This window comes from Mucilaginibacter sp. R-33 (assembly GCF_049949235.1).
Classification (GTDB): Bacteria; Bacteroidota; Bacteroidia; order Sphingobacteriales; family Sphingobacteriaceae; genus Mucilaginibacter.
This window is the reverse complement of record NZ_CP188089.1, coordinates 1,438,229-1,464,457: the sequence shown is the minus strand read 5'-3', so window position 1 is coordinate 1,464,457 and position 26,229 is coordinate 1,438,229. Positions and strand designations below refer to the sequence as shown.

Annotated in this window: 19 protein-coding genes; 15 read left to right on the top strand and 4 right to left on the bottom strand. The window is 37.6% G+C overall.

All coding sequences use genetic code 11. From position 1 onward, the window contains the following. Positions 1-34: 34 nt before the first annotated feature. From ACP26M_RS06310 to ACP26M_RS06295, 4 genes are all read right to left on the bottom strand, one after another. Positions 35-571 (bottom strand): Rieske (2Fe-2S) protein, encoded by a 537-nt coding sequence (locus tag ACP26M_RS06310; protein WP_426587155.1) that lies wholly within the window; start codon positions 569-571, stop codon positions 35-37. Between the two features lie 8 nt (positions 572-579). Beyond that, the gene (locus ACP26M_RS06305; RefSeq protein ID WP_354437211.1) at positions 580-1,071 is read right to left on the bottom strand and encodes a 4Fe-4S dicluster domain-containing protein; all 492 of its coding nucleotides are present in this window, start codon (positions 1,069-1,071) and stop codon (positions 580-582) included. A 104-nt stretch (positions 1,072-1,175) separates the two neighbouring features. Continuing rightward, positions 1,176-3,392: a molybdopterin oxidoreductase family protein gene (locus ACP26M_RS06300; RefSeq protein ID WP_426587153.1), complete on the bottom strand. Its 2,217-nt coding sequence runs from the start codon at positions 3,390-3,392 to the stop codon at positions 1,176-1,178. Between the two features lie 36 nt (positions 3,393-3,428). Further along, positions 3,429-4,490, bottom strand: coding sequence for an MFS transporter (locus ACP26M_RS06295; RefSeq protein ID WP_229701554.1), 1,062 nt, complete (start codon positions 4,488-4,490; stop codon positions 3,429-3,431). Between the two features lie 269 nt (positions 4,491-4,759). Between ACP26M_RS06295 and ACP26M_RS06290 the strand changes: the two genes are divergently transcribed. The 15 genes from ACP26M_RS06290 to ACP26M_RS06220 all read left to right on the top strand — a co-directional run bounded on the left by ACP26M_RS06290 (position 4,760) and on the right by ACP26M_RS06220 (position 26,137). Then, positions 4,760-5,836, top strand: a complete 1,077-nt coding sequence (locus tag ACP26M_RS06290) for a tellurite resistance/C4-dicarboxylate transporter family protein (RefSeq protein WP_426587150.1) — start codon at positions 4,760-4,762, stop codon at positions 5,834-5,836. A 376-nt stretch (positions 5,837-6,212) separates the two neighbouring features. Further along, a complete protein-coding gene (locus ACP26M_RS06285; protein WP_426587148.1) occupies positions 6,213-7,886 on the top strand; it encodes a capsule assembly Wzi family protein in 1,674 nt (557 codons plus the stop codon). Positions 7,887-8,047: 161 nt separating this feature from the next. Further along, the gene (locus ACP26M_RS06280) at positions 8,048-10,531 is read left to right on the top strand and encodes an SLBB domain-containing protein (protein ID WP_426587146.1); all 2,484 of its coding nucleotides are present in this window, start codon (positions 8,048-8,050) and stop codon (positions 10,529-10,531) included. Between the two features lie 36 nt (positions 10,532-10,567). Then, the gene (locus tag ACP26M_RS06275; protein ID WP_426587144.1) at positions 10,568-11,635 is read left to right on the top strand and encodes a Wzz/FepE/Etk N-terminal domain-containing protein; all 1,068 of its coding nucleotides are present in this window, start codon (positions 10,568-10,570) and stop codon (positions 11,633-11,635) included. Positions 11,636-11,647: 12 nt separating this feature from the next. Then, positions 11,648-13,096, top strand: a complete 1,449-nt coding sequence (locus tag ACP26M_RS06270) for a flippase (protein WP_426587142.1) — start codon at positions 11,648-11,650, stop codon at positions 13,094-13,096. A gap of 32 nt (positions 13,097-13,128) precedes the next feature. Next, positions 13,129-13,941 (top strand): glycosyltransferase, encoded by an 813-nt coding sequence (locus ACP26M_RS06265; RefSeq protein ID WP_426587140.1) that lies wholly within the window; start codon positions 13,129-13,131, stop codon positions 13,939-13,941. Continuing rightward, entirely contained in the window at positions 13,941-15,236 is a 1,296-nt protein-coding gene (locus ACP26M_RS06260) for a glycosyltransferase (protein WP_426587138.1), read from the top strand. Before ACP26M_RS06265 ends, ACP26M_RS06260 begins: the two co-directional genes overlap by 1 nt. A 2-nt stretch (positions 15,237-15,238) precedes the next feature. Further along, positions 15,239-16,345, top strand: coding sequence for a glycosyltransferase family 4 protein (locus ACP26M_RS06255; RefSeq protein ID WP_426587136.1), 1,107 nt, complete (start codon positions 15,239-15,241; stop codon positions 16,343-16,345). Further along, positions 16,339-17,589, top strand: a complete 1,251-nt coding sequence (locus ACP26M_RS06250) for a hypothetical protein (protein WP_426587134.1) — start codon at positions 16,339-16,341, stop codon at positions 17,587-17,589. Before ACP26M_RS06255 ends, ACP26M_RS06250 begins: the two co-directional genes overlap by 7 nt. 211 nt (positions 17,590-17,800) lie before the next feature. Next, the gene (locus ACP26M_RS06245) at positions 17,801-18,880 is read left to right on the top strand and encodes an acyltransferase family protein (protein WP_426587132.1); all 1,080 of its coding nucleotides are present in this window, start codon (positions 17,801-17,803) and stop codon (positions 18,878-18,880) included. A 78-nt stretch (positions 18,881-18,958) separates the two neighbouring features. Further along, a complete protein-coding gene (locus ACP26M_RS06240) occupies positions 18,959-20,017 on the top strand; it encodes a glycosyltransferase family 4 protein (RefSeq protein ID WP_426587130.1) in 1,059 nt (352 codons plus the stop codon). Beyond that, complete coding sequence (locus tag ACP26M_RS06235; RefSeq protein WP_426587128.1) at positions 20,014-21,132, top strand: glycosyltransferase family 4 protein; 1,119 nt, start codon at positions 20,014-20,016, stop codon at positions 21,130-21,132. The genes ACP26M_RS06240 and ACP26M_RS06235 overlap by 4 nt, the downstream gene beginning before the upstream one ends. 121 nt (positions 21,133-21,253) lie before the next feature. Continuing rightward, on the top strand, positions 21,254-22,597 hold the full coding sequence (locus tag ACP26M_RS06230; RefSeq protein WP_426587126.1) for a sugar transferase: 1,344 nt from the start codon (positions 21,254-21,256) through the stop codon (positions 22,595-22,597). A 134-nt stretch (positions 22,598-22,731) separates the two neighbouring features. Continuing rightward, complete coding sequence (locus tag ACP26M_RS06225) at positions 22,732-25,386, top strand: family 78 glycoside hydrolase catalytic domain (RefSeq protein WP_426587124.1); 2,655 nt, start codon at positions 22,732-22,734, stop codon at positions 25,384-25,386. 112 nt (positions 25,387-25,498) lie between these two features. Beyond that, positions 25,499-26,137 carry an MgtC/SapB family protein gene (locus ACP26M_RS06220; protein WP_426587122.1) on the top strand — a complete coding sequence of 213 codons (639 nt, stop codon included), beginning with the start codon at positions 25,499-25,501 and terminating at the stop codon, positions 26,135-26,137. The last annotated feature ends 92 nt before the right edge of the window (positions 26,138-26,229 follow it).

Here is a 26,229-nt window from a genome sequence, read left to right as displayed (position 1 = left end):
AACTTAATTATACTGTTTGTAAAGGCTAATGACCTTATGATCTGAATTGACGATTCGTTTCCGGATTGTCATTATCAGGTTTGAAATCTTTGACGTATACTTCTTCCCCTTTAATCACTACGGCTAAACGGGGTAACGGCCGGGGCGGAGGGCCGGCAAGCACTTCGCCGGTAAAAGCGTCGAACAAGCCATTATGACAAGGGCATTCAATTTTTCCGCTACCGGGTTTATAAAAAACCGCGCAGGATAAATGGGTACATTTTTGTTCGTAAGCCCTAAATTCATCATTCTCCATGCGAATAAGAATATATGGAATAGTACTGCCATTGATTACGAACGAGCGCGTCCCCCCTACCGGAAGTTCGTGCTTCTTACAAACAAAGTGTTCACCCACGATTTTATCCGGTGGAAAAAAATTAGCTTTTATGGCAACATACCCGCTTCCAACGGCCAACCCACCAGATACGAGGCATAAAAATTTTGCAAAATCACGTCGGCTTACCTGGGTAGATTCAAGCTGATAGACCGGAAAATCTTCTTTCCAGTGATTATCCTTTTTATCTGTGGCCATAAATAATGTCAGTCTATAATTAATGAAGTACTTCCTTTGGGCATCATGATATTTACTTTGGTGCTCACACTTTCTTTTCCGAAAATAAAATTGTTAACAGGCGTACTGTTCGGGCGCATTTTTGCAATTTCTTCCCTTGTACCATAATACAGTGCCTGTGTTGGGCAAACGGTGGCACACATCGGTTTTTTGCCCGCGCTGGTTCTGTCGTAACACATATTACATTTCATCATCAGGTCATAAGCCTCATCTTTTTTAGGGACGCCGAAAGGACATGCCATTACGCAGTTTGAACAGCCTATACACCGTGCTGTATTGGCGGTGTGCACTACGCCAAACTCATCTTTCGTTATAGCATCTGCCGGACAAACGTTAGCGCAAACAGGATCGTCACAATGCATACAAACCTGTACGGTGGTTTGTACGGTAACGGCGCGATCAATATAATTGACATGGATCATAGATTCATGACCGTTTGTTTCACACTCTGAACAAGCCATTTCACAGGCTTTGCATCCAATACATCTTTGCATATCTACAAAGAATTCCTGTTCTGTTCTGTAATTGGTTACGGGCATATTTTATAATTTCGGGTTACAATTTATTAAATACTCGCATACGCGCCTGACGCCGTTGACGGCGCCGATATAACGCCCAAAGGCTTCAGGTTGCACGCGCAAACTTTAAACTCCGGGATTTTTGATACCGGATCAAGTGTTGCCGGGGTAAACTGATTTGCCGACTTTTTGCCAGGCCAATGGTAAGGCAAAAAAACGGTGTCGGTGCGGATAGTCTCTACAATATTGGCAGGAAACTCATCTGTACCTCGGCGGGTAGATACCTGCACCAGTTCATTTTGTTTAATTCCATATTTCAAGGCAAGTTCCGGGTGTATTTCTAATTTAGGTTCAGGATACAAATCAACCAGTTTACCTATCCTGCGGGTTTGCGTTCCGCTCAGGTATTGTGATACAACCCTGCCGGTTGTTAATATTACCGGGTATTCTTCATCTGTAATTTCACCGGGTTCCCGGTAAGTCACCGGGTTAAAGTGGGCTTTACCGTCAGGAGTCGCAAATTTTTTATCTTCCCATAAGCGCGGCGTACCCGGATGATCTAAAGTAGGGCAAGGCCAGAAAACGCCCATCGTATCTTCAATTTTTTGGTAAGTAATACCATAATAATCAGCGGTGCCGCCTTTTGAAGCAACCCTTAACTCATTGAATAACTCTTCGCTGTTACGATAAGTGAATTTATCTTCGGCACCAAGTCTTTTTGCCAATTCCAATATAATGGATGTATCGCTGCGTGCATGTCCCGGCGGGTTCACAGCTTTGCGGATCCTAACTACACGTCCCTCGGCGGTAGTGACCGTTCCTTCCTCTTCTTCCTGTAATGACCCGGCCAGAATAATATCAGCATGACGGGCGGTTTCATTCATAAAAAAATCAATGCAAACATAAAACTCCAGTTTCTCCAGCGCTTCGCGCACATAATTATTATTAGGCAGAGAAACCAACGGATTAAAACAAATAGATAGCAGCCCTTTTACTTCGCCCCGGTGAATGGCCTCAATAAGTTCATAGGCGGTGTAACCTTTGCCGGGCATATCTTTTTCATCAATCCCCCAAACCCCGGCTATATACTTTCGGTGTTCGGGGTTGGTAATATCACGATTTCCCGGTAGCTGATCACATTTGTGGCCATGCTCTCTCCCCCCCTGTCCGTTTCCCTGGCCTGTAATAGTACCATAGCCGCAATATGGCTTACCGATACGGCCGGTTGCCAGGACAATATTGATACAGCCAAGTACATTATCTACCCCCTTTGAATGATGTTCAATACCCCTGGCGTGTAACAAAAAGCTTGTTTTGGCTTTCCCCCACCATTGTGCTGCCAGTTCAATTTTCGCTTTTTCAATACCGGTAATTTCTTCGGCCCATTCCAGCGTGTAATCCTTAACAGCTGCCAATGACTTATCAAAATCTGTGGTATGGTTGTCAATAAAATCATGATCGAGCATATCATGATCGGCCAGGTATTTAAGTATTGCGCCGTACAAAGCGGAGTCGGTTCCGGGCCTGACCGGTAAATGCAGGTCGGCGGTCCTGGCCAGTGGAATTACCCTGGGGTCAACCACGATTAATTTTGCCCCATGGTCCCGCGCACGCCAAACCCAGTGTGTTAAAGTCGGAAAGGTTTCGCTGATGTTAGCGCCCGCTACAATAATCACTTCTGCCTTCTCCAGGTCGGCATACGTATTTGAGGTACGGTCGAGTCCGAAAGCTTTTTTATTTCCGGCTCCCGCGCTAACCATACATAAACGACCATTATAATCTAAATTGGCGGTTTTCAATGCTACCCGCGCAAACTTGCCCATCAGGTAGCTTTTTTCATTGGTAAGCGAAACTCCCGACAGCACAGAAAAAGCGTTCTTCCCGTATTTTTCCTGTATCCGTTTTATTTCGGCCACGGTTTTATCCATCGCTTCATCCCACGAAACCGGAGTAAAGCCTACGCCTTCATTGCGTTGCAAGGGCTGTAAAATCCTGTCTGGATGATTGTTCTGCATATATCGTTGTACGCCTTTTGGGCATAAACGTCCCTGGTTAAAAGGGAACTCCTCCCAGGGATCAAAACCAACCACTTTATCATTTTTAACCAATAGCTTTATACCACACTGCATTCCGCAGAAACAGCAGTGTGTTTTTACCGCTTTATCCGGCTCATCACGGCCGGCAAAACCTTCGCGGGGAGGATAATTTAAATGCGGGCCAAACTGTTCTATAAGCTTTTCGGGCGAAACTGGTAAATGGGCCATAAATTTGTATTCTATGTTAAATTACTACTGCGTCAATTAACCGAAAAGGTTACCTCCATTTTGCTGCCTGGCCTTAAGATGAGCCATTGCCAACCTTGAGCGCTTCCCCTCGGGGCTCAGATCAAGGTGCGATGTTCCATCCTCAAGTGTAAAGTCAAAGCCTAATTCTTTGGTTACAATTTTCAAGTCGTTTATATGCAACTGAGTAGCAAATTCCTTGTGGGTATGAGGGCATATCGCCATACCCCTTTTTATGCCTTCCTTTTTGTAAATATGAGCGCCTATTTGGGCCGGCCGTTGTATAATATGAAAAAACTTACCAAAAGGAATCCAGATAAGAAACATAATAACTGTTATAGCATGGGTTACGGCCATATAATCATATGCAATGCCTTTCATATATTCATAACCATAGCTCAAGCCCAGGCCGGTAACAGCGATAGCTAAAAGCAGTATTAACGGCAGCAAATCACCCTCAAAAGTTTGCGTGGCAACTAAACCGGCATTAGTGAGGCGACGACGCATAAATATCAATACGCCGGCAATAACTAACCACGAGCACCAGTAAAGGGCCTTAAAAATCACAAAAGCCACAAATGAACCAAGTGCAAATTCAAACATTTTGAATCCGAAGAAATGGGCTTCATACATGTGCACACTTGAGGGGTTTATACTCGTGGCGGGGTTCATGGTAAAATTTATCCAGCCAAAGGTTAAAGGAAAAGTAACACAGAAAGCCATTGTACAACCCGTCGCCATTAAAAAATGGCCTATCCACCGGCTCCGTCCGCGGGGATAAATAAACTTTTGGAAGCCAATATTTTGTATAAACTCTTTTGCAAATGAAATAACATGCAAAAATATCTTCCCGGTAAAAAAAAACTGAAAGGTGCGCTTAAAATACATCCAGGTAGGTGGCCGTTGCAACCATACGGTATAGCGGTAAACTATTCCGAAAAAAGCGAACACGGTTCCGAATAAATAAATAATTAATGCGGGGTCGAAATTTTGAAGCTTCCGTGAGCCATAAAAAACGAACGAGATTAACAATAAGGAAACTCCTGTAGCTATAAATAGGGCCTTTTTATTAAGAGACATATCCATCTGCTAATTGTATAACGAAGTTTGACAATTGCCGGTTTCACTAAGCCGGATTAGATTTTCACCAAAAATATACAGCTATTTCTGATGCGGGTTTTCCTGGTTTCTGTTTGTTATTATAATATGCCGTGGCTATTATAAAACATTTAAAAATACAAAAAAAACAGTTTCTTGTATCGGTTTTAATTACATTAGACTATATTCTTCAATAATTACCTTTTATTAATGCCTTTTTACCTCCCGTTATTATAAACTTATTACGAAATATGGAAGCTCAGCACACAGCACTACCACCTAAACCGGGCGAACCGATTACAGGCCACTCACTCCAAACTTTTTTTCCGGGTTACTTTGCTTTGGTAATGGCAACCGGGATAGTTTCGGTTGGTGCTTTTTTATATAATATGAAACAGGTTGCCAACATCTTGTTATGTGCTAACGTTATTTTTTATATTGTGCTTTGGGCTGTGCTCATATTCAGGGCAATTAAATACCCTACAGATGTATGGAAAGATATAAGCAGTTCGTCGCGTGGAGTTACTTTTTTAACCATTGTTGCCGCGAATAACGTTTTAGGGAACCAGTTTGGCTTAATGACCTCCTATAAAGATGTAGCCATTTTTTTATGGGAACTTGGCATCGTACTCTGGGTTATGGTTACTTACACTTTTTTTATTGTGATCACCGCCAAAGAACCTAAACAAGGAGTGGAAGCGAGTTTAAGCGGTGCCTGGCTGCTTATTGTCGTAGCCACCGAATCTGTAGCTGTGCTGGGGGCTATTATTGCCGGTGAAATGGTTCATAAGGATGTTATTATTTTTATATCGTTTTGCGCTTTCCTCATCGGTGCAATGCACTATATGGTATTTATATCGTTAATTATATACCGCTGGCTTTTTATAAGCATGAAAGCGGAATTGCTAACCCCTCCTTATTGGATAAATATGGGTGCCGTAGCCATTACCACGCTGGCGGGTTCTCGTTTATTAATGTATTCACACAATCATGAATGGATAAGCGGCATTAGCTATTTTTTACCCGGGTTCACGGTTTTTTTCTGGGCGTTTGCCACCTGGTGGATCCCGATCCTGTTTTTACTACCTATATGGCGGCATATCATACAGAAGGTGCCGGTGAAATATGATCCGCAATATTGGTCGCTCGTTTTTCCGGCTGGTATGTACGCCGTTGCTACCTTTAATTTTTCCAAAGCGCTTGATCTCCCGTTTATCCTGCCCATTTCCAATATTTTTATTTATTTTTCAATTACAGCATGGGTGATTGTTTTTGCAGGAATGTTAAGAGAGTTCATCCGTTTTTTGTATTCAGAAAAGAACTTTTAAATATTTCGAAGACTTAAGTATCAAAGCATTGCTTCATTCGAAACTCAAAAGCAACAGAAAGGAAAACAATCAATCATAGTTAAAATCTGTTTTGGAAAAAGCGGCTAAGATTGTCCGGACTTTATTAATTAAAGGTCATTGTAATGTTTTAACAGAATTAACCGTATTGGTAATCAAATTGTATTTTTTTTATTAAACTTTAAAAAAGGTTTTGAAATTTCAAAAAAAAGCCGATAATTGCCATCGAAATATCAGAAAACTCGAGCTATTGATTAAAGATTCGTATCCGAATACGATGCGCCCGTCAATATTAACAGAAAGATATTTTAATATTACCATTTGGTTAATTTATTAGTTTCCTAAACCTTTCTTTTTGATGAGCATCCGTATAACTATCCGATCCTTATATATTTTAATTTTAGTATCCTTCACTGCTGCGTTAAAAGGCTATAGTCAAACCATACCCGTTGGAAGTTATGCTGAGGAACTATTACGCAGGGATCAGGTAGCAGGAAATACAAACAGTACATCATCACTTGTTATCAGGCCATTAGCTTCAACTATTGCTGATCCTGCGCTTCAGCCATTAATTTCGAGCCGTGAGTATATAAAATTCAATTTCATGGGCATGCCATCGGGTTTACGCATCCTTCCGTTTAACTGGTTAAACGAATATAACGTAAACCGTCCCTTTGGCTACAATACTTCTTCTTTGTATCCAAATGCAGGTTATCAAAGCATGCTTAGCGGCGGCTTTTTGTTAAAAGCCGGAATTCTCAATGTACAGGTAAAACCTGAGCTGGTTTACGCGCAAAATAAAAACTTTTCAACTTTTGCCGATGTACAAGCCCGAAACAATTCGCCTGCACTCATGAGCGCTTATTTTGGCCACATAAATGGGATTGATGCACCTGAACGATTCGGTACATCTTCTTTAAAACACCTTTATCCCGGGCAATCAAAAATTACTTTGGCGTATAAAAGCATGGAAGCCGGCGTATCTACAGAAAACTTGTGGTGGGGACCCGGAATAAGAAACTCCATCATGATGAGCAACTCGGCCCCCGGTTTTTTTCATTGGACTTTCAACTCAACCAAACCGGTTAAAACACTGGTTGGCTCATTTGAGTGGCAGGTCATAGGAGGCAACCTAAAACAATCGGGCTTTGCACCGGACGATGTAAGCAAACTTGTATACGGCAGCAATTTATATAGCCCCAAACCTAAAGTTACAAGGTATATTTCGGCCTACAGTGTCAACTGGCAGCCTAAATGGTTAAAGGGTTTATATCTTGGCCTTTCCGCTTATGACTATCTTGACAAAGACTCTGTTTATCACAATAAAAATATTATCCGCAAAATAATTCCCGTTATTACCGGCTCTTCACTCAAGGCTAATGATGTCAACAACGGGCAAAACGGCGACCAACAGGATTTTGCTTACGCACTCAACATCAGGCAGCTGCTACCTTTATACAAAGCTGAAATTTACTTTGAATGGGCTCGCAATGACCGCACCGGAAACATTTCTGACTTTTTACAGGAACCCGAACATTCGTCAGCATATACCCTTGGCGGACGCAAATTGTTTGAACTTAGCCGGGGAGGCTTTATACAAATTAAATCGGAAATAACACAGTTACAAAGAGCGCCAACCTACCTGCTGCGTGACGAACCTTCATGGTATATCCATTCGCAAAGCCCGAGAGACGGTTATACCAATTATGGCAGATACATAGGTGCGGGAATCGGGCCAGGCGGCAACAGTTTTATTTTTGATATAAGTTACCTCAGAAATTACAACTCATACGGTCTTATGCTGGAAAGGCAGTTACATAACAATGATCTGTATTACCAGGCTTTTACTGAAGCCAGAATAAGCAATCTTCATTGGGTAGATCTTGCAGGTACATTTTATGCTAATCATAAATTTAAAAACTACCTGCTCTCAGCCGAGGCTACCCCTGTCTACACGTTGAATTATGAATACAGAAATGGCTCGAGTTTTAATTTACATGCCAGAATTAACTTTACTTATTTTTTTAATTAATGAACAATTTTAGCCCCAATTTTTAGTTTATCGATCAAAACAGCACTTATCCTACGAATTAAAAAAATTACTTTACCCCCTAAAATGGGAAATTGGTTTACTTTTGCAGAAAATATTATCATTTATTGGAGTGCTATTTTATACTCTGATGACTTTCACATATGAACAGACTTCGCTTACTTATATTTTTAATTGCTGTGCTCAGTTTCGGAGCAGTTACTAATATTACCGCCCAAACCAACTTACAAAACATTTCCTCAATTAATGTCGACGATATTTCAGACCAGCAACTGATTCAGCTGTTACAGCAAGCTCAAAAATCAGGTTTAACTGACACTGAATTACTACAGCAAGCCCAAAATCGGGGAATGTCAGCCGCGCAGGTTCAAAAGTTAGAACTTCGTATAAAAAAATTAAGGGCCAAAAACAATGAATCATCCAATACCCAACCCGATTCTACACTTACACAGCAAGGCAGGCAACTTAATTATAAACCAGATACTACTGATACCCTTTACACCAATAAAAATTTATTTGAAAGTTTAAAGCCAAAAATTTTTGGTGCCGATATCTTTAAAAACAAAAACAGCTCATTTGAACCCAATCTTAAACTGGCTACTCCGTTAAATTATATTGTTGGGCCTAATGACCAGCTTAACATAAATGTTTACGGCAGCTCTTTGGTGAACTGGAAACTGGAAGTATCCCCCGAAGGAAATATAAACATTCCGGGGGTTGGCATTTTAAATGTTGGCAGTAAAACCATTGAACAAGCTACGGCCTTGATAAAAAGCAGGCTTGCAGCTAACAACTATGCGGTTGGCCGCGGTACAAACGTACAGGTTACCCTCGGTAATATCCGGAGTATCCAGGTAATTATCATAGGACAGGTAGCTAAACCAGGCACTTATACCCTGCCCTCTCTGGCTACCGTTTTTAATGCATTATATATGGCAGGCGGCCCTAACGATAATGGTAGTTTAAGGCAAATAGAGGTTATCAGGAATAACCGCATTATCAGGCACCTGGATGTTTATGATTTTTTGTTAAAAGGCGACCAGAAAAACAACATTACCCTGCAGGACCAGGACATTGTACGCGTACCAACGTACCGGACCAGGGTGCAGCTTGTTGGTGAGATTAAAATACCTGCCTTGTTTGAAGTTTTACCGGGAGAAAGCCTGGATAACATCATAACTTATGCCGGTGGATTTACCGATAGCGCATATACAGCGAGGATTAAAGTATCGCAGGTAAGTGATCAGCAGCGCAAAATAACGGATGTATTGGAGGCCGATTATAAAAACTACATTCCGTTAAGGGGCGATAAGTATACTATTGAATCTATTATATACCGGTTTGAAAACCGGGTAGCAATAAAAGGAGCGGTTTTCCGGCCTGGTGATTATGAACTGCAAAGCGGGTTAACACTACTGCAGTTAATTGACAAAGCCGCGGGATTAAAAGAAGACGCTTTTACCGAACGCGGTACAATTACCCGCTTAAAGCCGGATAACAGTACAGAAATAATAGGATTTAATGTTAAGGACGTTGTCAATAAATCTGTAAATATCCCCTTGCAGCGTGAAGATATCGTTAACATCTCATCGATATTTGATTTAAGGGATAAATACACCGTTACTATTAATGGCAATGTAAGGAAACCAGGAAAGTTTGCTTTTTCAGAAAATATGAAAGTAGAAGACCTGATTTTAAAAGCAGGCGGTTTTGCCGAAGGTGCAAGCACGAATCGTATTGAAGTAGCCCGGAGGATAACCGATGCCGATCCTTCATCCAAAAACAGTTCAGTATCGCAGGTTTTTAGCGTTAATATTGACGGTAAACTAAAACCGGCAGACGCTAACTTCGTGCTTACCCCCTTTGATATTGTTTCGGTATATAGCCTGCCCGGATATGAAAAGCAAAAAACAGTAAAGGTTGAGGGCGAAGTTTTATACCCCGGCTCATACACAATCAAAAGTAAAAACGAAAAAATATCCGACCTGATTGTCAGGGCTGGCGGGCTTACCGCCTCGGCCGATGCAGCGGGCGGTTCGCTAAAACGCGATAATTTTGCAATACTGGGTATAGATAAAAACAAAGCAGATACTGCATCAGTAAATGCTGAACGCTCGGCCCGGATCAACAGGTTAAAACAATCATACAAAGATTCGACGAAAACCACCACCGATACCGTGCAACAAAGAAATAATTATGTTGGTATTGAGTTGGATAAAATTTTAAAGTCTCCCGGATCAAAAACAGATTTGCTTTTGGAAAATGGCGATGTTATCAGGGTGCCAAAGCAACAGCAGATTGTTCGTGTTAACGGCCAGGTACTTTACCCAAGCGCCGTGGTATTTGACAAATCAAAATCATTTAATGATTTTGTTTCCAATGCAGGCGGCTACGGGCCGGATGCTCTGAGACGCGGTGCGTATGTGGTTTACCCTAACGGAACGGTAAAAGGGACACGTAAGTTCCTTTTCTTTAATAACCATCCTTCGGTGAAACCGGGTAGCGAAATTTATGTGCCTAAAAAATCGGAGGGTAAGGGCAATACGGCTCAAACTATTTTAGGATTTACTACCGGGTTAGCTTCGTTGGGAGCAATTATTTTAGGGATACTAAGTTTGAATAAATAGTTAGAGCGGCGCTTTTCATTTGTATTTAAGATTTATATGAACGATAAAAAACCTGATGAAATATCAGTTAAAGACTTCTTGAAAAGAATAAACTCAAGTTTAAGTTATATTAAGACCCGCTGGTTATTGATAATGATCGTTAGTATTTTAGGTGGTGTTATAGGCTTAATTTATGCTGTGGTTAAAGAACCTTTGTATACTGCTTCTTCTACATTCGTTTTAGATGAAGGTAACAAAGGCGGCGGAGCATTAAGTCAATATGCCGGTTTGGCGTCAATGGCCGGTATTGATCTTGGCGGTAGTAGTAACGGGGGGCTATTTCAGAGTGACAATATTTTGGAGCTATACAAATCCAGGAAAATGATCGAAAAGACGTTACTAAGCCAAAGCGTTTTTAGGGGCAAGAAACAATTATTAATTGAGAGGTATATTGAATTTAATAATTTAAGGAAACGGTGGCGAGAAAAAGACCATATAGACAACGTTTCATTTGTTCCTGATCCAGACGGTTTTAATCGTACACAAGACAGTATAATTTCTGCTATTGTTAAAATATTTAACAAACATGTGCTTACTGTTACCAAGCCTGATAAAAAAACAAGTATTATAAGAGTTGATGTTGTTTGTAACGATGAATTATTTGCTAGAGAATTCAATATTATACTCGTTAACATGGTTAATGACTTTTACTCACAAACCAAAACTAAAAAAAGCGACCAAAATATAAGATTGCTCCAACACCAGTCCGACAGTATAAAAGCGATTTTGAACACTTCAATTAATGGAGTGGCGTCAGCTATTGATGCCTCACCAAATGCTAATCCGGCAATGCAAATACTGAAAGCTCCATCACAAAGAAAACAAGTAGATGTACAGGCGAGTACAGCGATTTATAGCGAGATCGTAAAAAACCTTGAACTATCCAAAATGACATTAAGACAAGAAACACCATTAATCCAATTAATTGATAATCCGGTGTTACCATTACCTGTTACGCAATCATCTAAGCCCTTCGGTTTTTTTATTAGCTTTTTCTTATTCTTCTTTTTTACCGTGCTGTTCCTTGTTTTAAAGCGTGTCTATCGCAAAATTATGGATAGCTAATAATTAAAACACGTGAGTTATATAAAAAAGAATTATCTTTTTAACCTGTTATTAACAGTTGTTAATTTAATATTTCCAATATTAAGTTTTCCTTATGCTGCTCGAATATTAGGGCCCGCTGGTATAGGTAAAGTGCAATTTATAACATCCTTTACTCAATATTTTGCGCTGATCGCGGCCTTAGGTATTCCCGTTTATGGGATAAGAGAAATTGCTAAGGTTAAAAATCAATCTAAGAAGCTTGACCAAACTTTTTCTGAATTGACATTTATATCAATACTTACAAGTGCTTTATTAAGTATCATTTATTTAATAGTTATAGCAACGTTAACCCGCTTTCAGCGAGACATAAACTTTTATTTTGCAGCTACTACAATTATCTTATTTGGCTTTTGTTCAATTGATTGGTTTTATTCAGGTATTGAGCAATTTAAGATCATAGCTCTAAGATCAGTGTCAATTAAAGCCATATCGCTAATATTGTTATATCTTTTAGTAAAAACACCGCATGATATTTTTATCTACCTACTTATTAATGTTTTTGCCCTTGTTGGTAATAATTTCATAAACATATTTTTAGTAGGTAAAAAAGTTAATCTTGTTACAAAAGGACTTAATTTTAAGAGACACTACAGACCATTATTTTTCATTTTCAGTACCACCATAGCATCAAGTATGTATACCTTACTTGATGTAGTGATTTTGGGGTTTTTGGCTAATGACAAATCAGTGGGATATTATTCGGCAGGTGTAAAACTTGCAAAAATAACTATACCCTTTGTTACATCGTTAGGCGCAGTGGTAATGCCACGTATCAGCTTTAATTTAAATGAGAAAAATCTCGAGGGATTTTACAGTCTTTTAAATCAATCATTTCAGTTTATAACTTTCATTTCTGTACCAATAAGTTTTGGTCTGCTTTTATTATCCAAAGAAGCGATAATACTATTTTCGGGAAACAAGTTTTTACCGGCAGAGGGCGTTATGCAAATATTGTCTTTTCTGCCTTTTGTTATTGGCATGGGGTATTTTTTTGGAATTCAAATACTAATTGCATCAGGAAAAGACAAGCAGATGTTTATTTCCGTCTGTGTCGGAATGATAGTAAGTTTGGCACTTAACTTTTTGTTGATTCCGGCTTTCAAAGAAGAAGGCGCTGCCTATGCAAATATCATATCGGAAGTGTTTGTAACATTTGCTTACATTTTTTACGTTAATAAGGCATTTGAATTTAAAATAAAGATTAGCGGTATTTTTCAGGCCGTTATTTCGTCGCTAACATTTATACCTGTTATATTCATTAGCAAGCTATTTATTCATCAAATGATAGTACAGTTGCTTGCTGATGTGATAATTTGCGCCTTATTTTATTTGGCTATTCAATTTTATCTATTTAAAAATGAAGTATCGCAAGTGGTTTACAATATGTTTATAAGCTACAAAAAAAATATATTTTCATGATAGCGGGATGCGTTATACTATTTAATCCAGAAATGGAGAGTTATGATAATATACTTTCATACGTAAAAGAGTTAACAGAATTATTTGTTATAGATAATTCAACCTTAGTAAATAACGAAATTGTTGAAAAGATAATAAAATTGCCCAACGTTACCTATATTAATAATGGTGGTAATAAAGGCATTGCAAAGGCGCTCAATATCGGTGCTATGAAGGCGTTTGAAAGCGGTTATCAATGGTTTTTAACCATGGATCAGGATTCATTTTTTTTAAAGCCATCTTCTTTTTTTAACATTATTGATAATGCTGAGTCAAAAGTAGGGATTTATGCTGCATCATATACCGACGATTATGACCGCTGGATTAAACCTTATAACAAAGATTTCAATGAGATACATTTTGTAATTACATCCGGTAATTTAATAAATTTAAAAGCATGGCATAAGGTTCACGGCTTTGAAGAAAAGTTATTTATCGATGAGGTAGATCATGATTATTGTATGAAGCTAAGAAAAAACGATTATCGTATTTTAACAACAACTAAGTTATACCTGCAGCATAGTGTTGGAAAGCAAATAGAAAATTATGATGGTAAAACTTTTGATGGCCATTCACCCGTGCGGTATTATTATATAACGCGCAATACTCTTTATATAGTTAAGAAATATTTTTTTGAGGATATAGGCTTTGTTTTTAATAGGGTGAGACATTTAAGTAAAAATCTTATTAAAATAGTTCTTTTTTATCCCCAAAAAAGCGAGTATTTGAAAAATGTAGGCAAAGGAGCCGGTGACTTTGCAAAAGGCCGTTATGGCCCCTTTGAACAAAATAATAAGAATATCTGATGAGAAAAGCAATATTTACTATAGTCGCTAAAAATTATTTCGGTTTAGCGGAGGTTCTTGGAGAAAGCGTAATTAATAATAGTAAGGATGTTGATTTTCACATTTTTATTTCAGATGAAGTTAATGAACCAAAGATTTTGCAAAAAGTAAAAGAAAGTAAATTTCAAACTTGGATTTGTAAAAACAACCTGGGAATAAGTGATGCTGACTGGTACAATATAGCCTTTAAGTATAGTGTAACTGAATTTTGCACATTTTTGAAGCCTTATAATTTCAATTTCCTTTTTAATAAGGGATATGATAAGGTAATATACTTTGATCCTGATATTTATGTATTTAACAATACTGAAAGCATTTTCAATGAACTCAATAATAATTTTATTTTTTTAACCCCCCATATTACAACAATTCAAACCGAGTACACGGGTGATGCATCTCAACAAGATATATTAGCGTCAGGTATATACAACTTAGGGTTTCTGGCTCTAAAAAATTGCGACGAGGCCACAAAAGTGCTAAACTGGTGGCAAAATCGTTTGTGGGATCAATGTTTTGTTGATAGGGCGGATAGCTTATTCACCGATCAAAAATGGATGGATTATATTTTTTCATTCTTTGATAATGGAATTCATGTGTCACGTAATTTGGGGTTCAATTTGGCACCTTGGAATTTTTTTGAGAGAAGTGTTTTGACAATTAACAACGAGTTATACGTAAATAATAGGCTTGACAAATCTATAGATGCTTCCAATCTAATATTCGTCCATTATTCTGGTTTTAATTATAAGAGTCTTGCAGATACTAATAGTAATTTGCCCGGAGTTAATTTTGATAAGTATCCTGATATCCAAATATTATTAAAACTTTATGAAGAAAAAATTTCTAAGAGTAGAACCGCGGATTTTTTAAATCTTAACTACACCTATAATTTTTTTGATAATGGAGTTGAAATCTTACATCTACATAGACGACTTTTTCGTCGCATGTTGTTAGCAAATAGATCTAATACCATTAATCCATTTGCTGTTAATCAAGATTTATCATTTTATAATCAGCTACGCAAAAGAAAGTTAGTTGATATAGAATATGTAAAAAACAATATGGATAAGATGCGGAAAGATGATTATGGTGATTATTACAAAAAAGTATATTACATCAATAAATTTTTCTTATTAGTAAAACAATTGGTTGGGTTTAAAAAATATTATATGCTATCTAAGTTTTTTATAAAATATTTCAGACCAGAAAACCAATATTTTTTATTAGATAAAAAGGATGTAAGCAAAACTTTATAATAATGATAAAGATAGCAGTTGACGGCAGACCCCTACAAGGAGAATTAAGTGGAGTTGGTAAATATTTGCTAGAAATGGTACTATCCCTTTCTAGGCAGCTATCAGAGTGTTCAATCTATATCTATTCTAACACAGCAATATCTTTTGATTTTGCTTCATTTCGCAATATAACTATTGTTATTGATAGTCGCTTTAAGCGCGTTAAGCCACTCATTTGGAGTAAGTTTTTATTAGCACGACTAATAAAAAAAGACGGTTGCGACTTTTCTTTGTTTGGTGGCAGTTTTTGCACAATGCAAAAACTGCCCGGCAAAAAGATCTCAATTGTTCACGATTTGAATCATATTCTTGCCAAAGAAACGATGAGTCGCCTTCATTATCTTACTCATTTTCTTTTCTTTAAAAAAGATATACAAAAAGCCAACTTTTGTATAGCCAACTCAAATGGCACTGCCGGTAATCTTAAGCGGGTTTATAACATAATCCCTGATTTTATTTTGCATCCCCCTATTGGAAATCATTATAGGGTTATTAACAATGACGAAGTTAAATCTGTACTTAAAAGTTTAGATATTGATTATCCCTACATTCTTACAGTCGCAACTCAAGAACCTCGTAAAAATCTTGATAAAACAATAAATGTTTTTTTGAATCTAAAAAAGAAGAAACTACTCAATGGATATAAATTATTGCTTGTTGGCGGCCGAGGTTGGAAAAATCAAGAACTACAACAATTAATAAATGAGAATAAAGATAGTATTATACAAATGGGTTACACAGAGGAAAAATATTTGCCCTACCTCTATAATGGAGCAGCAGTGTTTGTATTTCCCTCCAAATATGAAGGATATGGAATGCCGGTGACGGAGGCTATATTATGTGGCAAAAAACCAATAGTGAGCAACATTGAAGAATTGCATGAAGCATCAAATGGATATGCTTCATTTATCGATCCTGAAAATGCTGAACAATACACTACCGAAATATTAAAAGCTATAAATAATCACGAAGTAATAGATCCCGCTGTTTATAGTAAATTGAGGAACAATTTTGATATTGAATTTAAAAACTTAGTACTACAATTATCTAATGTGTTACTAAAATGTTGATAATTTTTATTTCGTTATGTATATTATCAATAGGAAGTTATTTTATCTGGTTTAGCAGATATAATATTCCAGCCCATCTTGAATTGGCTTTTATTTTTACGAGATATTTGGTTCCTATATTTTTGGTAAATGAAATATCAAATTTCGATGATGAAATTCTACAGCTTTATAAAAACATACTCATCATTGGCGCGGTATTTTATTTGTTAGGTATGATTCTTGGGAATCTTATTCCCTTAATTAAAGTAAAGAAATTTTCGTGGCAGGTAATTAGCGAGGAAGAATATAGTGAGCGAGTTGAATTAGTAACACGATATTTCTTTTATTTTGCTGTAATAGGCTTTATAATTAGTTACATGATAATGGGTTTTATACCCATGTTTGCAAGTAACCCATTGAATGCCAAATTTTTCCGCGGGGAGTATCAGGCTCCATACATGCGGATTGCAGTACTTTTTAGAGCAGCTAATTTTGTTATGTACAGTTTACCTCCTCTATTATTAGTTATATGGTATCATTTCAGAAAGACTATTAATTTATTTTATCTATTAATAGTGATTTTATTGATAGCGTCGACATTGACAAGGGGAAATATCTTTTATGGTTTACTATTGGCTATAGGTGTTATTTGTGCATATAAAAAGAAGTTATTTAAATATTATATTTTATCGATAATTCTGATTTTTTCGATCGGAAGCATATCCTTTTACCTTATTGGTTTAATATTTCATAGTGACATGTTACTAGCTATGTACGAAAAGGATAATATATTTGAAACCATCGCATTAGGAGCACCCGATGTGCTAGATCATCTTACTTTTTTAAAATCATTTAATAATACCCCTCTTTATACCTATGGACGTACTTTTTACGGTGGGTTAATTCCGGGACACTACAAATGGAATCCAGCAGTTTGGTCGTTAATGGTAAGTAATCCAGATGGTGATTTAAATGAGATTACGTCTGGCGGCTTACGTTTACCATTACCACTTTGGGGCTACGTTTCATTTTCATGGACAGGAGTTGTTTTATTGAGCTTTTTTTCGGGCTTAATTAACGGTTACTTGATAAAAGCGATAAAAAAAATGATAAAGGAAACGCAAAGTATAATAGTAATAACCGTTGTAATATTACTTTATGTAAACGTCTATACGCAGTTCGTTACATTTTATGCTTTAAGCATGTATTCAATACCTGTATTTGCTTTCATGGCTTTTTACATGTACCGATTTAAGTTGAAATGATAGTTAACGGGGTTAAATTTTCAAAGAAGGGTTTATTTCTTTCCTTATATCTTGCAGTTCAGTGGCTTGCGCCGCAGCTACAACTTAGTTTTAGCAGAACGTGTTTTGTAAAACACCGTAATATCCGATAGTAAATAAACTATTAAATCCTTATACCGATAATCCTATATTAAATAATAATATTATAAACTTTAACTCAATTAATAACATAATGGTAGTAAAATACAAATCAAGACTGCAATGGATAGATGCGTTACGTGGTATTGCAGCTATAATGGTTGCTATATTACATTTGTGGTTGTTTATGAAACAAGAGATGATCGATACTCACACGAAAACCTCAGAAGTCCTTTCTGTTTTTATTTCAGGTTTCTTTGATTTCGGAAAAATAGGAGTAGTTGTATTTTTCTTAATAAGCGGGTACGTTATCCCTTATAGTCTTTATAAGGCCAGTAACAAAAAATTTTTAATTAGCAGGTTTTTCAGATTATACCCAGCCTATTGGATATCGATACTTTGCTTTTGTTTGGTTTCTGGTATTCCTGCTATTAAAAGCTTACTTATAAACGCCACAATGTTTCAAAAATTTGTTGGGATTGAAGATTTGGTCGGAGTTTATTGGACGCTGCAAATAGAATTAATATTTTACATAAGTTGTCTGATTTTACATCGATTTAATCTGTTAAATAATGATAAGTTTATAGTGAAATTATTTTATGGACTTCTTTTTTCAGGCTTAATTATGGCTACATTCAGATATAAATTGGAACTGAAATTACCTGTAGCGTTATTGCTCGGATTAGCTATAATGTTTTTGGGTATGTTATGGCGCAAAAGTACGCTGGAAAAAAGTCTGTATGTAAACGCCAAAGTTTTTAGGCAACTAATAATTATACTTATTATAGTATTGATTCCTTTAACCTTGTTAGCTTATTCCAAAAACTTTGGTAATAATGAAGTTTGGTATAGATACTTAATTTCTTATTTAACAGCTCTTTTATTATTTAAACTATTTTCACATTATAAATCGCCAAGCAGATTTTTAACGTATCTGGGGAGTATAAGTTACTCTATGTATTTGCTTCATCCAATAGTTGGAATAGATTTACCTGTTAAACTATTTACACAACAATATTGCAATTCTCATAAGTTTTTATTTGTTGCTTTATTCTGGATATTTTCTTTAACGGCATCTTCTATTTGTTATTATTTAATTGAAAAGCCATGTATTCGATTAGGCAAAAGATTATCCGGGTTAAATATTACAGAAAAGGTAGTTTCTACAATATAGTTTATTCTGAAAATAATTTACATGGATGCTAAAGGATGAATGTGATAATTATTTGTACATGTCAATTATAGAGTTAAAATGGATATAATTATTAATTCCAGATTTCTCACCCAAAAGCTCACAGGAGTACAGCGTTTTGCTATTGAGATAGCAAAACAATTAAAAGTGATGATTCCGGGGATTATATTTGTGGCTCCGTCTAACATCATTCACCAGGATCTGGCTCAGCAGCTTGGTGTAATCGTCATAGGAAAAAATAAAGGGGTTATATGGGAGCAGATTGATTTACCATTATATTTAAAAAAGAACAGCAGCTCCTTACTTATCAACATGTGCAATGTTGCGCCGCTATTTTACAACAATCAGGTAATAACCATACATGATGTTGCCTTTTTAGTTAATCCACAGTGGTTTAGCAAAAACTTTGTAAGGTTTTACAAATTCCTGATACCAAAGATAAGCAGGAAAGCTAAGCTCATATTCACCGTAAGTGATTTTTCAAAAACTGAAATTGTAAAGTACCTCCATGTCGAAACCGCAAAAATAAAAGTGATATATAATGGCATATCTGAACTCCCCTCTCCTACACCTGTTAAAGCAGATCACGGCAAGTATATATTGGCTGTAGGATCAATAGATAAAAGGAAAAACATACAGAACCTTGTGCAGGCCTTCGGATCAATAAAACACAGAGGTATTAGACTTATAATAGTCGGAGACAGCAACCCGATTTTCAATAACGAAGATAATGCGCATCTTGATGCACATCCTGATATTATATTCACCGGGCGTGTTAACGACCACGAACTTGCAGGTTTATATAGCAAAGCAAGTTTATTTGTCTATCCAAGTTTATACGAAGGTTTCGGAATTCCGCCGCTTGAGGCAATGGCTCAAGGCTGCCCAACATTAGTATCTGACATAGACAGCTTACGTGAAGTTTGCGGTGATGCCAGTGTTTATGTAAATCCGCTCGATGTTGCGGAGATTTCGAAAAGTATCGATTTACTTATTGAAGATGTGGCATTATGCAGGCGTCTTGTTGAAAACGGAAAACAAAATATAAAGCGGTTTAGCTGGGAAACTTCCGCCAGGCAAATTGTCAATTCCATTACTGATTTAATTACACAACCTTGAAAGTCGCATTAGTACACGAATGGCTTACCGTAATTGGGGGCTCTGAAAATGTTTTTAAAGAAATTGCCGCATTATATCCAGATGCGGATATTTATACGCTTGTAGCCCGCGAGGAAACCATTGTTAAGCTTGACCTTTCCGGGCATAAGATAAACACTTCATTTATTCAAAAACTGCCATTTGCAAAAACTAAATACCGGGCCTACCTGCCTTTATTTCCTTTGGCCATTGAGCAGTTTGATTTATCAAGCTATGATCTGGTTATATCATCCTCACATGCTGTTGCAAAGGGAGCTTTAACCAATTCAAACCAAATGCATATTTGTTATTGTCATTCGCCAATACGCTATGCCTGGGACTTGCATCATCAATATTTAAAAGAATCTGGGTTGGACAAGGGCTTGAAAGGTTTCATAGCAAAATATTTGCTACACCGCATCCGGCAGTGGGATATTATAAGCACCAACCGGGTCGATCATTTTATAGCTAATTCAAATTACATAGCCAAACGAATTAAAAAGATCTACGGCCGTGAAAGTACGGTTATATACCCCAACGTAGCGACAGAAGATTTTTTACCTGTTTATGAAAAAAAGGATTACTATGTTACCTGTTCCCGGTTTGTTCCTTATAAAAAAATTGATCTGATTGTGCAGGCCTTTGCCCAAATGCCTGATAAAAAATTATTTGTTATTGGTGAGGGGCCTGATTTTAAAAAGATAAGCAAATTAGCTACCTCAAATACATCCTTACTTGGATATCAATCATTTGATGTACTCAAAAAATACCTGGCCGAAGCTAAGGCCTTTGTGTTTGCAGCCGAAGAGGACTTTGGTATTTTACCCGTTGAAGCCCAGGCCTGTGGCACTCCTGTGATTGCCTTTGGTAAAGGGGGCGCGTTGGAAAGTGTTGTGGAAAATAAAACAGGCTTATTCTTCTATGAACAGTCTGTTGAAGCCATTAAAGAGGCAGTGGAGCGTTTCGAGGTTAACGAATCGTTATTTAATTATAAAGAAATTACCCGGCACGCTTCTTCTTTTTCAACAGATATATTTAAAAATGAGCTATTTATCCAAATTAATAATAAAACACAAAATAAAATAAAGAATAATTAGTTTTTAATTGTAGCGTTCCCTACGAATACCCCGTAATTAAGTTTAACAAACATTGATTTTATTTAAAAACGATTCGTTTTAGTAAAATTATTATATTTGCACAACTTAACCCTGATCGCAAATGCGCTACTCTAAATTACTTCAACCATTCACATTTTTTAGTGATTTAATCTTATTAAATATTGCATTGCAGTGTGCCCACCTGTTTATATTTACATTCTATTCGTCAGAAATACAGTCAACTGATTTTTTATTATTAGTTAACTTAACCTGGATTACTATCGCTTCGGTAACTAAAAACTATATAATAAAGAGGCCCCTGATATTAAGTGACAATTTAAGCAAATTCATGTCCTCTATCATATACCACCTGGTAATGGTTCTGGGGATAGTATATTTCTTTAAGCTTTACGAGGTAAGCAGAATGGTGATGTTTTGCACATATTTTTTGTTTTTCATCTTCATAGTTGTTCAGCGCTCCCTAATCTTTTTCACACTTGATTACATTCGTAAAAAAGGCTATAATATTAAACATGTTATCATAATTGGCAATGCGGATATCGTTAACCGGGTAAAAAAATCATTTTCAAGGCATCCGGAGTACGGGTATAATTTTATTACCACCATACCCGAAGAAATGATTGAAAGCCTGCCCCATGAAATACTATTTGACAAAATCCTTGAAGCCAGGCCAGATGAAGCATTTATATGCTACAAATTTATGGATCAGCTTTTATTGAATAAGCTGGTTGACCTGGGCGATCAGCATTCCATTAAAATTAAACTGGTTTCTGACCTTGTGCTTGATAACAGCTATGCCAGTATCGTTAATTATGAAAATCTTCCTGTAATACAGCTCTCTTCTTCTATTGAGCTCAGCCTGAAGATTATTTTTTTCAAGCGCTGTTTCGATATTATGTTTTCCCTTTTTGTAATGATCCCGGGGCTCCCTGTGTTTATTGCATTAGCCATAATAACTAAATTAACTTCAAAAGGCCCGGTTTTTTATCGTCAGGAAAGAATTGGCAGAAATCATAAACCTTTCAGGATGTACAAGTTCAGGAGCATGTACGTAAATTCAGAGCAAGCCGTGCCGATGCTATCAAAAGATAAAGATCCCCGAATTACGAAATGGGGTGTATTTTTACGCAAATCCAGACTGGATGAATTACCTCAGTTTTGGAACGTTTTAAAGGGCGACATGTCTATCGTTGGTCCCAGACCAGAGCGGCAGTATTTTATTGAACAACTCATAGAAGAATCACCTAACTACAAAAAGTTATTTAAACTCAAGCCAGGTCTCACCTCTATAGGACAAGTAAATTATGGCTATGCCGAAAATGTTCAGGAAATGCGTCACCGGGTTCGTTATGATCTTATATATTTAAAAAACATCAACTTTAATAACGACTTAAGCATAATTTTCCAAACTATAAAAGTGATGGTTCAACTTAAGGGAAAGTAAACATTATTCAAAAACCCGGAATAACGATCTTCTCAAAAATATAATAAGTATTCAAAAGACAGAGCAGGATGGTAATGAAACCATCCTGCTTTATTTTTATAAACCAATTTACCGATTACCCTACACATTAAATTATGAGAACACCATTTCTTATTGGATGTTTTTTATTTTCATGGCTCACTACCTCGGCACAAGTGGTTGTAAAAAATCTTTTAACCGAAAACCTGAAAAACCCAATTTGTATTGATGCACACAATCCGCGCTTTAGCTGGCAACTTGCAGAAAAAGATAACAGACCCGTCGGCCAACAAGCTTATGAAATACAAGTAGACTCAGCCTCGTTCAGCGAAAATAATGCAACTCCGTTATGGTCGAGCGGAAAAATAACATCAAATCAATCGTTGTACATACCTTATCGCGGCAAAACGCTGCTATCATGCCATAAATATTTTTGGCGGGTAAGGATTTGGGATAATAACGGGATACGTTCAGGTTGGAGTGATCAGGCATTTTGGAGAATGGGCCTGCTATCGGCTTCTGATTGGCATGCCCAATGGATTAGGCCAGCCTTAAATGATACAGTTAATGCTCCCGCTCATTTGCTGAGAACTAATTTTTCATTAAACAAAAAAATACGGGAGGCCACAGCTTATATAACTTCGCATGGCTTTTATGAAGCACAACTAAACGGGCATAAAGTAGGCGACAGCTTCCTTACACCAGGATGGACAAGTTATAATAAAAGGTTACAATATCAGGCCTATGATGTTACAGCTCTGTTAGCCCAGGGAGAAAATGCCATGGGTATTACACTTGGCAGCGGTTGGTATCGCAGCCCGCTGGGCCCGTATACACCCAGGGCTAATTTTTATGGCGATAAAACAGCGGTTTTAATGGAGATGAGGATCATCTTTACCGATGGCTCAGAGAAAATCATATCGTCAGATCAAAGCTGGAGATCATCTCCAGGAGCTTTACAATTTGCTGAGATCTACAACGGCTGTATTATTGATACGAGGTTAGAAAAATCAGGATGGGCAAAGCCCGCCTTTGATGACCATGACTGGCATCCTGTAATCATAATGCCATACGCTAAAAACACCCTTATTGCTACTTATAACGAACCCGTTAAGCAACATGAAACATTTAAGCCAATAAAGGTCATAACTACGCCACGCGGTGTAAAGGTGATTGATTTTGGTCAAAATCTGGTGGGTTGGGTAAAAGTTACACTGAAAGGCCATCCGGGAGACTCAATTAAAATTGCTCACGCAGAAGTGCTGGATAAAGCAGGCGAATTTTATACAGAGAACTTACGGGCGGCAAAGGCCGAAAACACTTATATAATAAAAGATACCTTAAAACGTACATTTGAGCCACAATTTAGCTGGCAGGGTTTCAGGTACATTAAGGTTAGCGGTATAAAAGGCGCATTAAATCCAGATGACTTTACCGCTGTAGCTGTCTATTCGGATATGAAAGCTACCGGGAGCTTTTTATGCTCCAACCCCTTGCTTAATCAATTGCAACACAATATCCAATGGGGACAGAAAGGTAACTTTCTTGATGTACCAACAGATTGCCCGCAACGCGATGAGCGCTTAGGCTGGACAGGCGACGCGCAGGTATTTTCACGTACAGCGGCATTTAATATGGATGTTCACAATTTCTTTACCAAATGGCTCAAGGATGTAGCTGCCGACCAGTATCCAGGCGGTAGTATCCCCTTTGTGGTCCCTGATGTGTTTACAAATGGCACAAATGAGGTTGGCGGCAGTTCAGGATGGGGAGATGTGTCAACCATCATCCCATGGAATATGTATTTTGCATATGGAGACAAAAAGATTTTAGAAAACCAGTTTCAGAGCATGAAAGCCTGGGTTAATTATATCCAAAAGCAAACCAGGAACAATTTATGGGTGACAGGTAATCATTTTGGCGATTGGTTGTTTTATAGTGTGAATAACGACAGGGATGGTACATCTGCGATAACCAATAAATATCTTATCGCACAATGCTTCTATGCATATTCAACCCAAATACTGATCAACAGCGCCAAAGTTTTAAACAAAACAACGGACGAGCAATATTATTCAAAGCTGTTGCTCAAAATAAAACGGGCATTTGTGAACGAATATGTCACCGCTAATGGCCTGATCTCATCAGATACCCAAACAGCATATGTATTAGCTTTGGAATTTGATATGCTGCCGGTAAACTTGAGAGAGCAGGCTGCGGCCCGGCTTGTTAACAACATTCGGCTATACCGGGATCACCTAACAACGGGTTTTTTAGGCACTCCTTATCTTTGTGATGCCCTCACCAGGTTCGGCTACGCCGACATGGCGTACAAGTTATTATTGCAGGATACTTATCCTTCCTGGCTATACCCAATTAAACAGGGGGCTACTACTATTTGGGAAAGATGGGATGGTATCAGGACCGACGGCAGTTTTGAAGAGTCATCTATGAATTCTTATAATCATTACGCTTACGGGGCTATCGGCGATTGGATGTATCGGTATATTGCAGGTATTACGCCTGCCGCACCAGCCTATAAAAAAATAACAATCAAACCGGTAATTGGCGGCGGGCTATCATGGGCCGAAGGAAAATACGACTGCCCGTACGGAACCATCTATAGTAAATGGCAAATCACAGATAAGAAATTAGATATGATGGTAACTGTTCCGCAAAATACAACAGCTGATATTTTTGTTCCTGATTTTTCAGGAAATAATTACAAAAAATTCACTGTGGGCCCCGGTAATTATCATTACAGCAGATGACAGCGATCTGTCTCTGAAAACCGGGTACTCCCGCTACATAAATGATGAAACCCGGCAGGTTCAGGTATCTATAAAAATCATATATTCGATTACAATCAAATAAATTGAATTTATGGCTTTCGATATAGAAATCCTGATCAGGTTTTTACTGGCCCTTTTGTGGGGCGGACTTGTGGGTGCCGAAAGAGAATATCATGGTAAGGCGGCTGGCTTCCGTACCACCATCATGATATCTTTTGGAGCCTGTTTTTTTACCCTTATGTCAACAGCTATTGGAGCGCCCGGTAATGCAGACAGGATCGCTTCGAACGTGGTTACGGGGATTGGGTTCCTTGGTGCCGGCGTTATTTTCAGAGGCGAAAACCGGGTTAATGGCGTCACTACCGCAGCTACCATCTGGGCCGTGGCGGCAGTAGGCATGGGTATTGGAGCCGGTTACTACTTAGCTGCCGGGTTCGCCAGTATAATGATCCTGTTTATACTTTCTGTACTTCCTTTCTTTCAAAAGAAAATAGATTATTATAACCAATCCAAAACATTTTATATTAAATGTCCGGTCTCGGTAAATGGTATCATTTTGTGCGAAGATATGATGAAAGCTCATAAACTGAAATTCAGGATGATTAAGAGAGTGAAAGATGGTGACTATATGCTTTTAACATGGCAGCTCCATGGGCCTTCCATTAAAATGGATCTGTTCATCAACTCAATTAGCGATATTTCAGTTATCGAACATTTTGAGTTTTCATGATACCAATTGAAGCTGTCGTTCAGTTTGGAAAAAAATAGCGGGTTTTAGAATTAAAAAGGGCCACCCTTTTAAAGTGACCCCTTTCACAACTT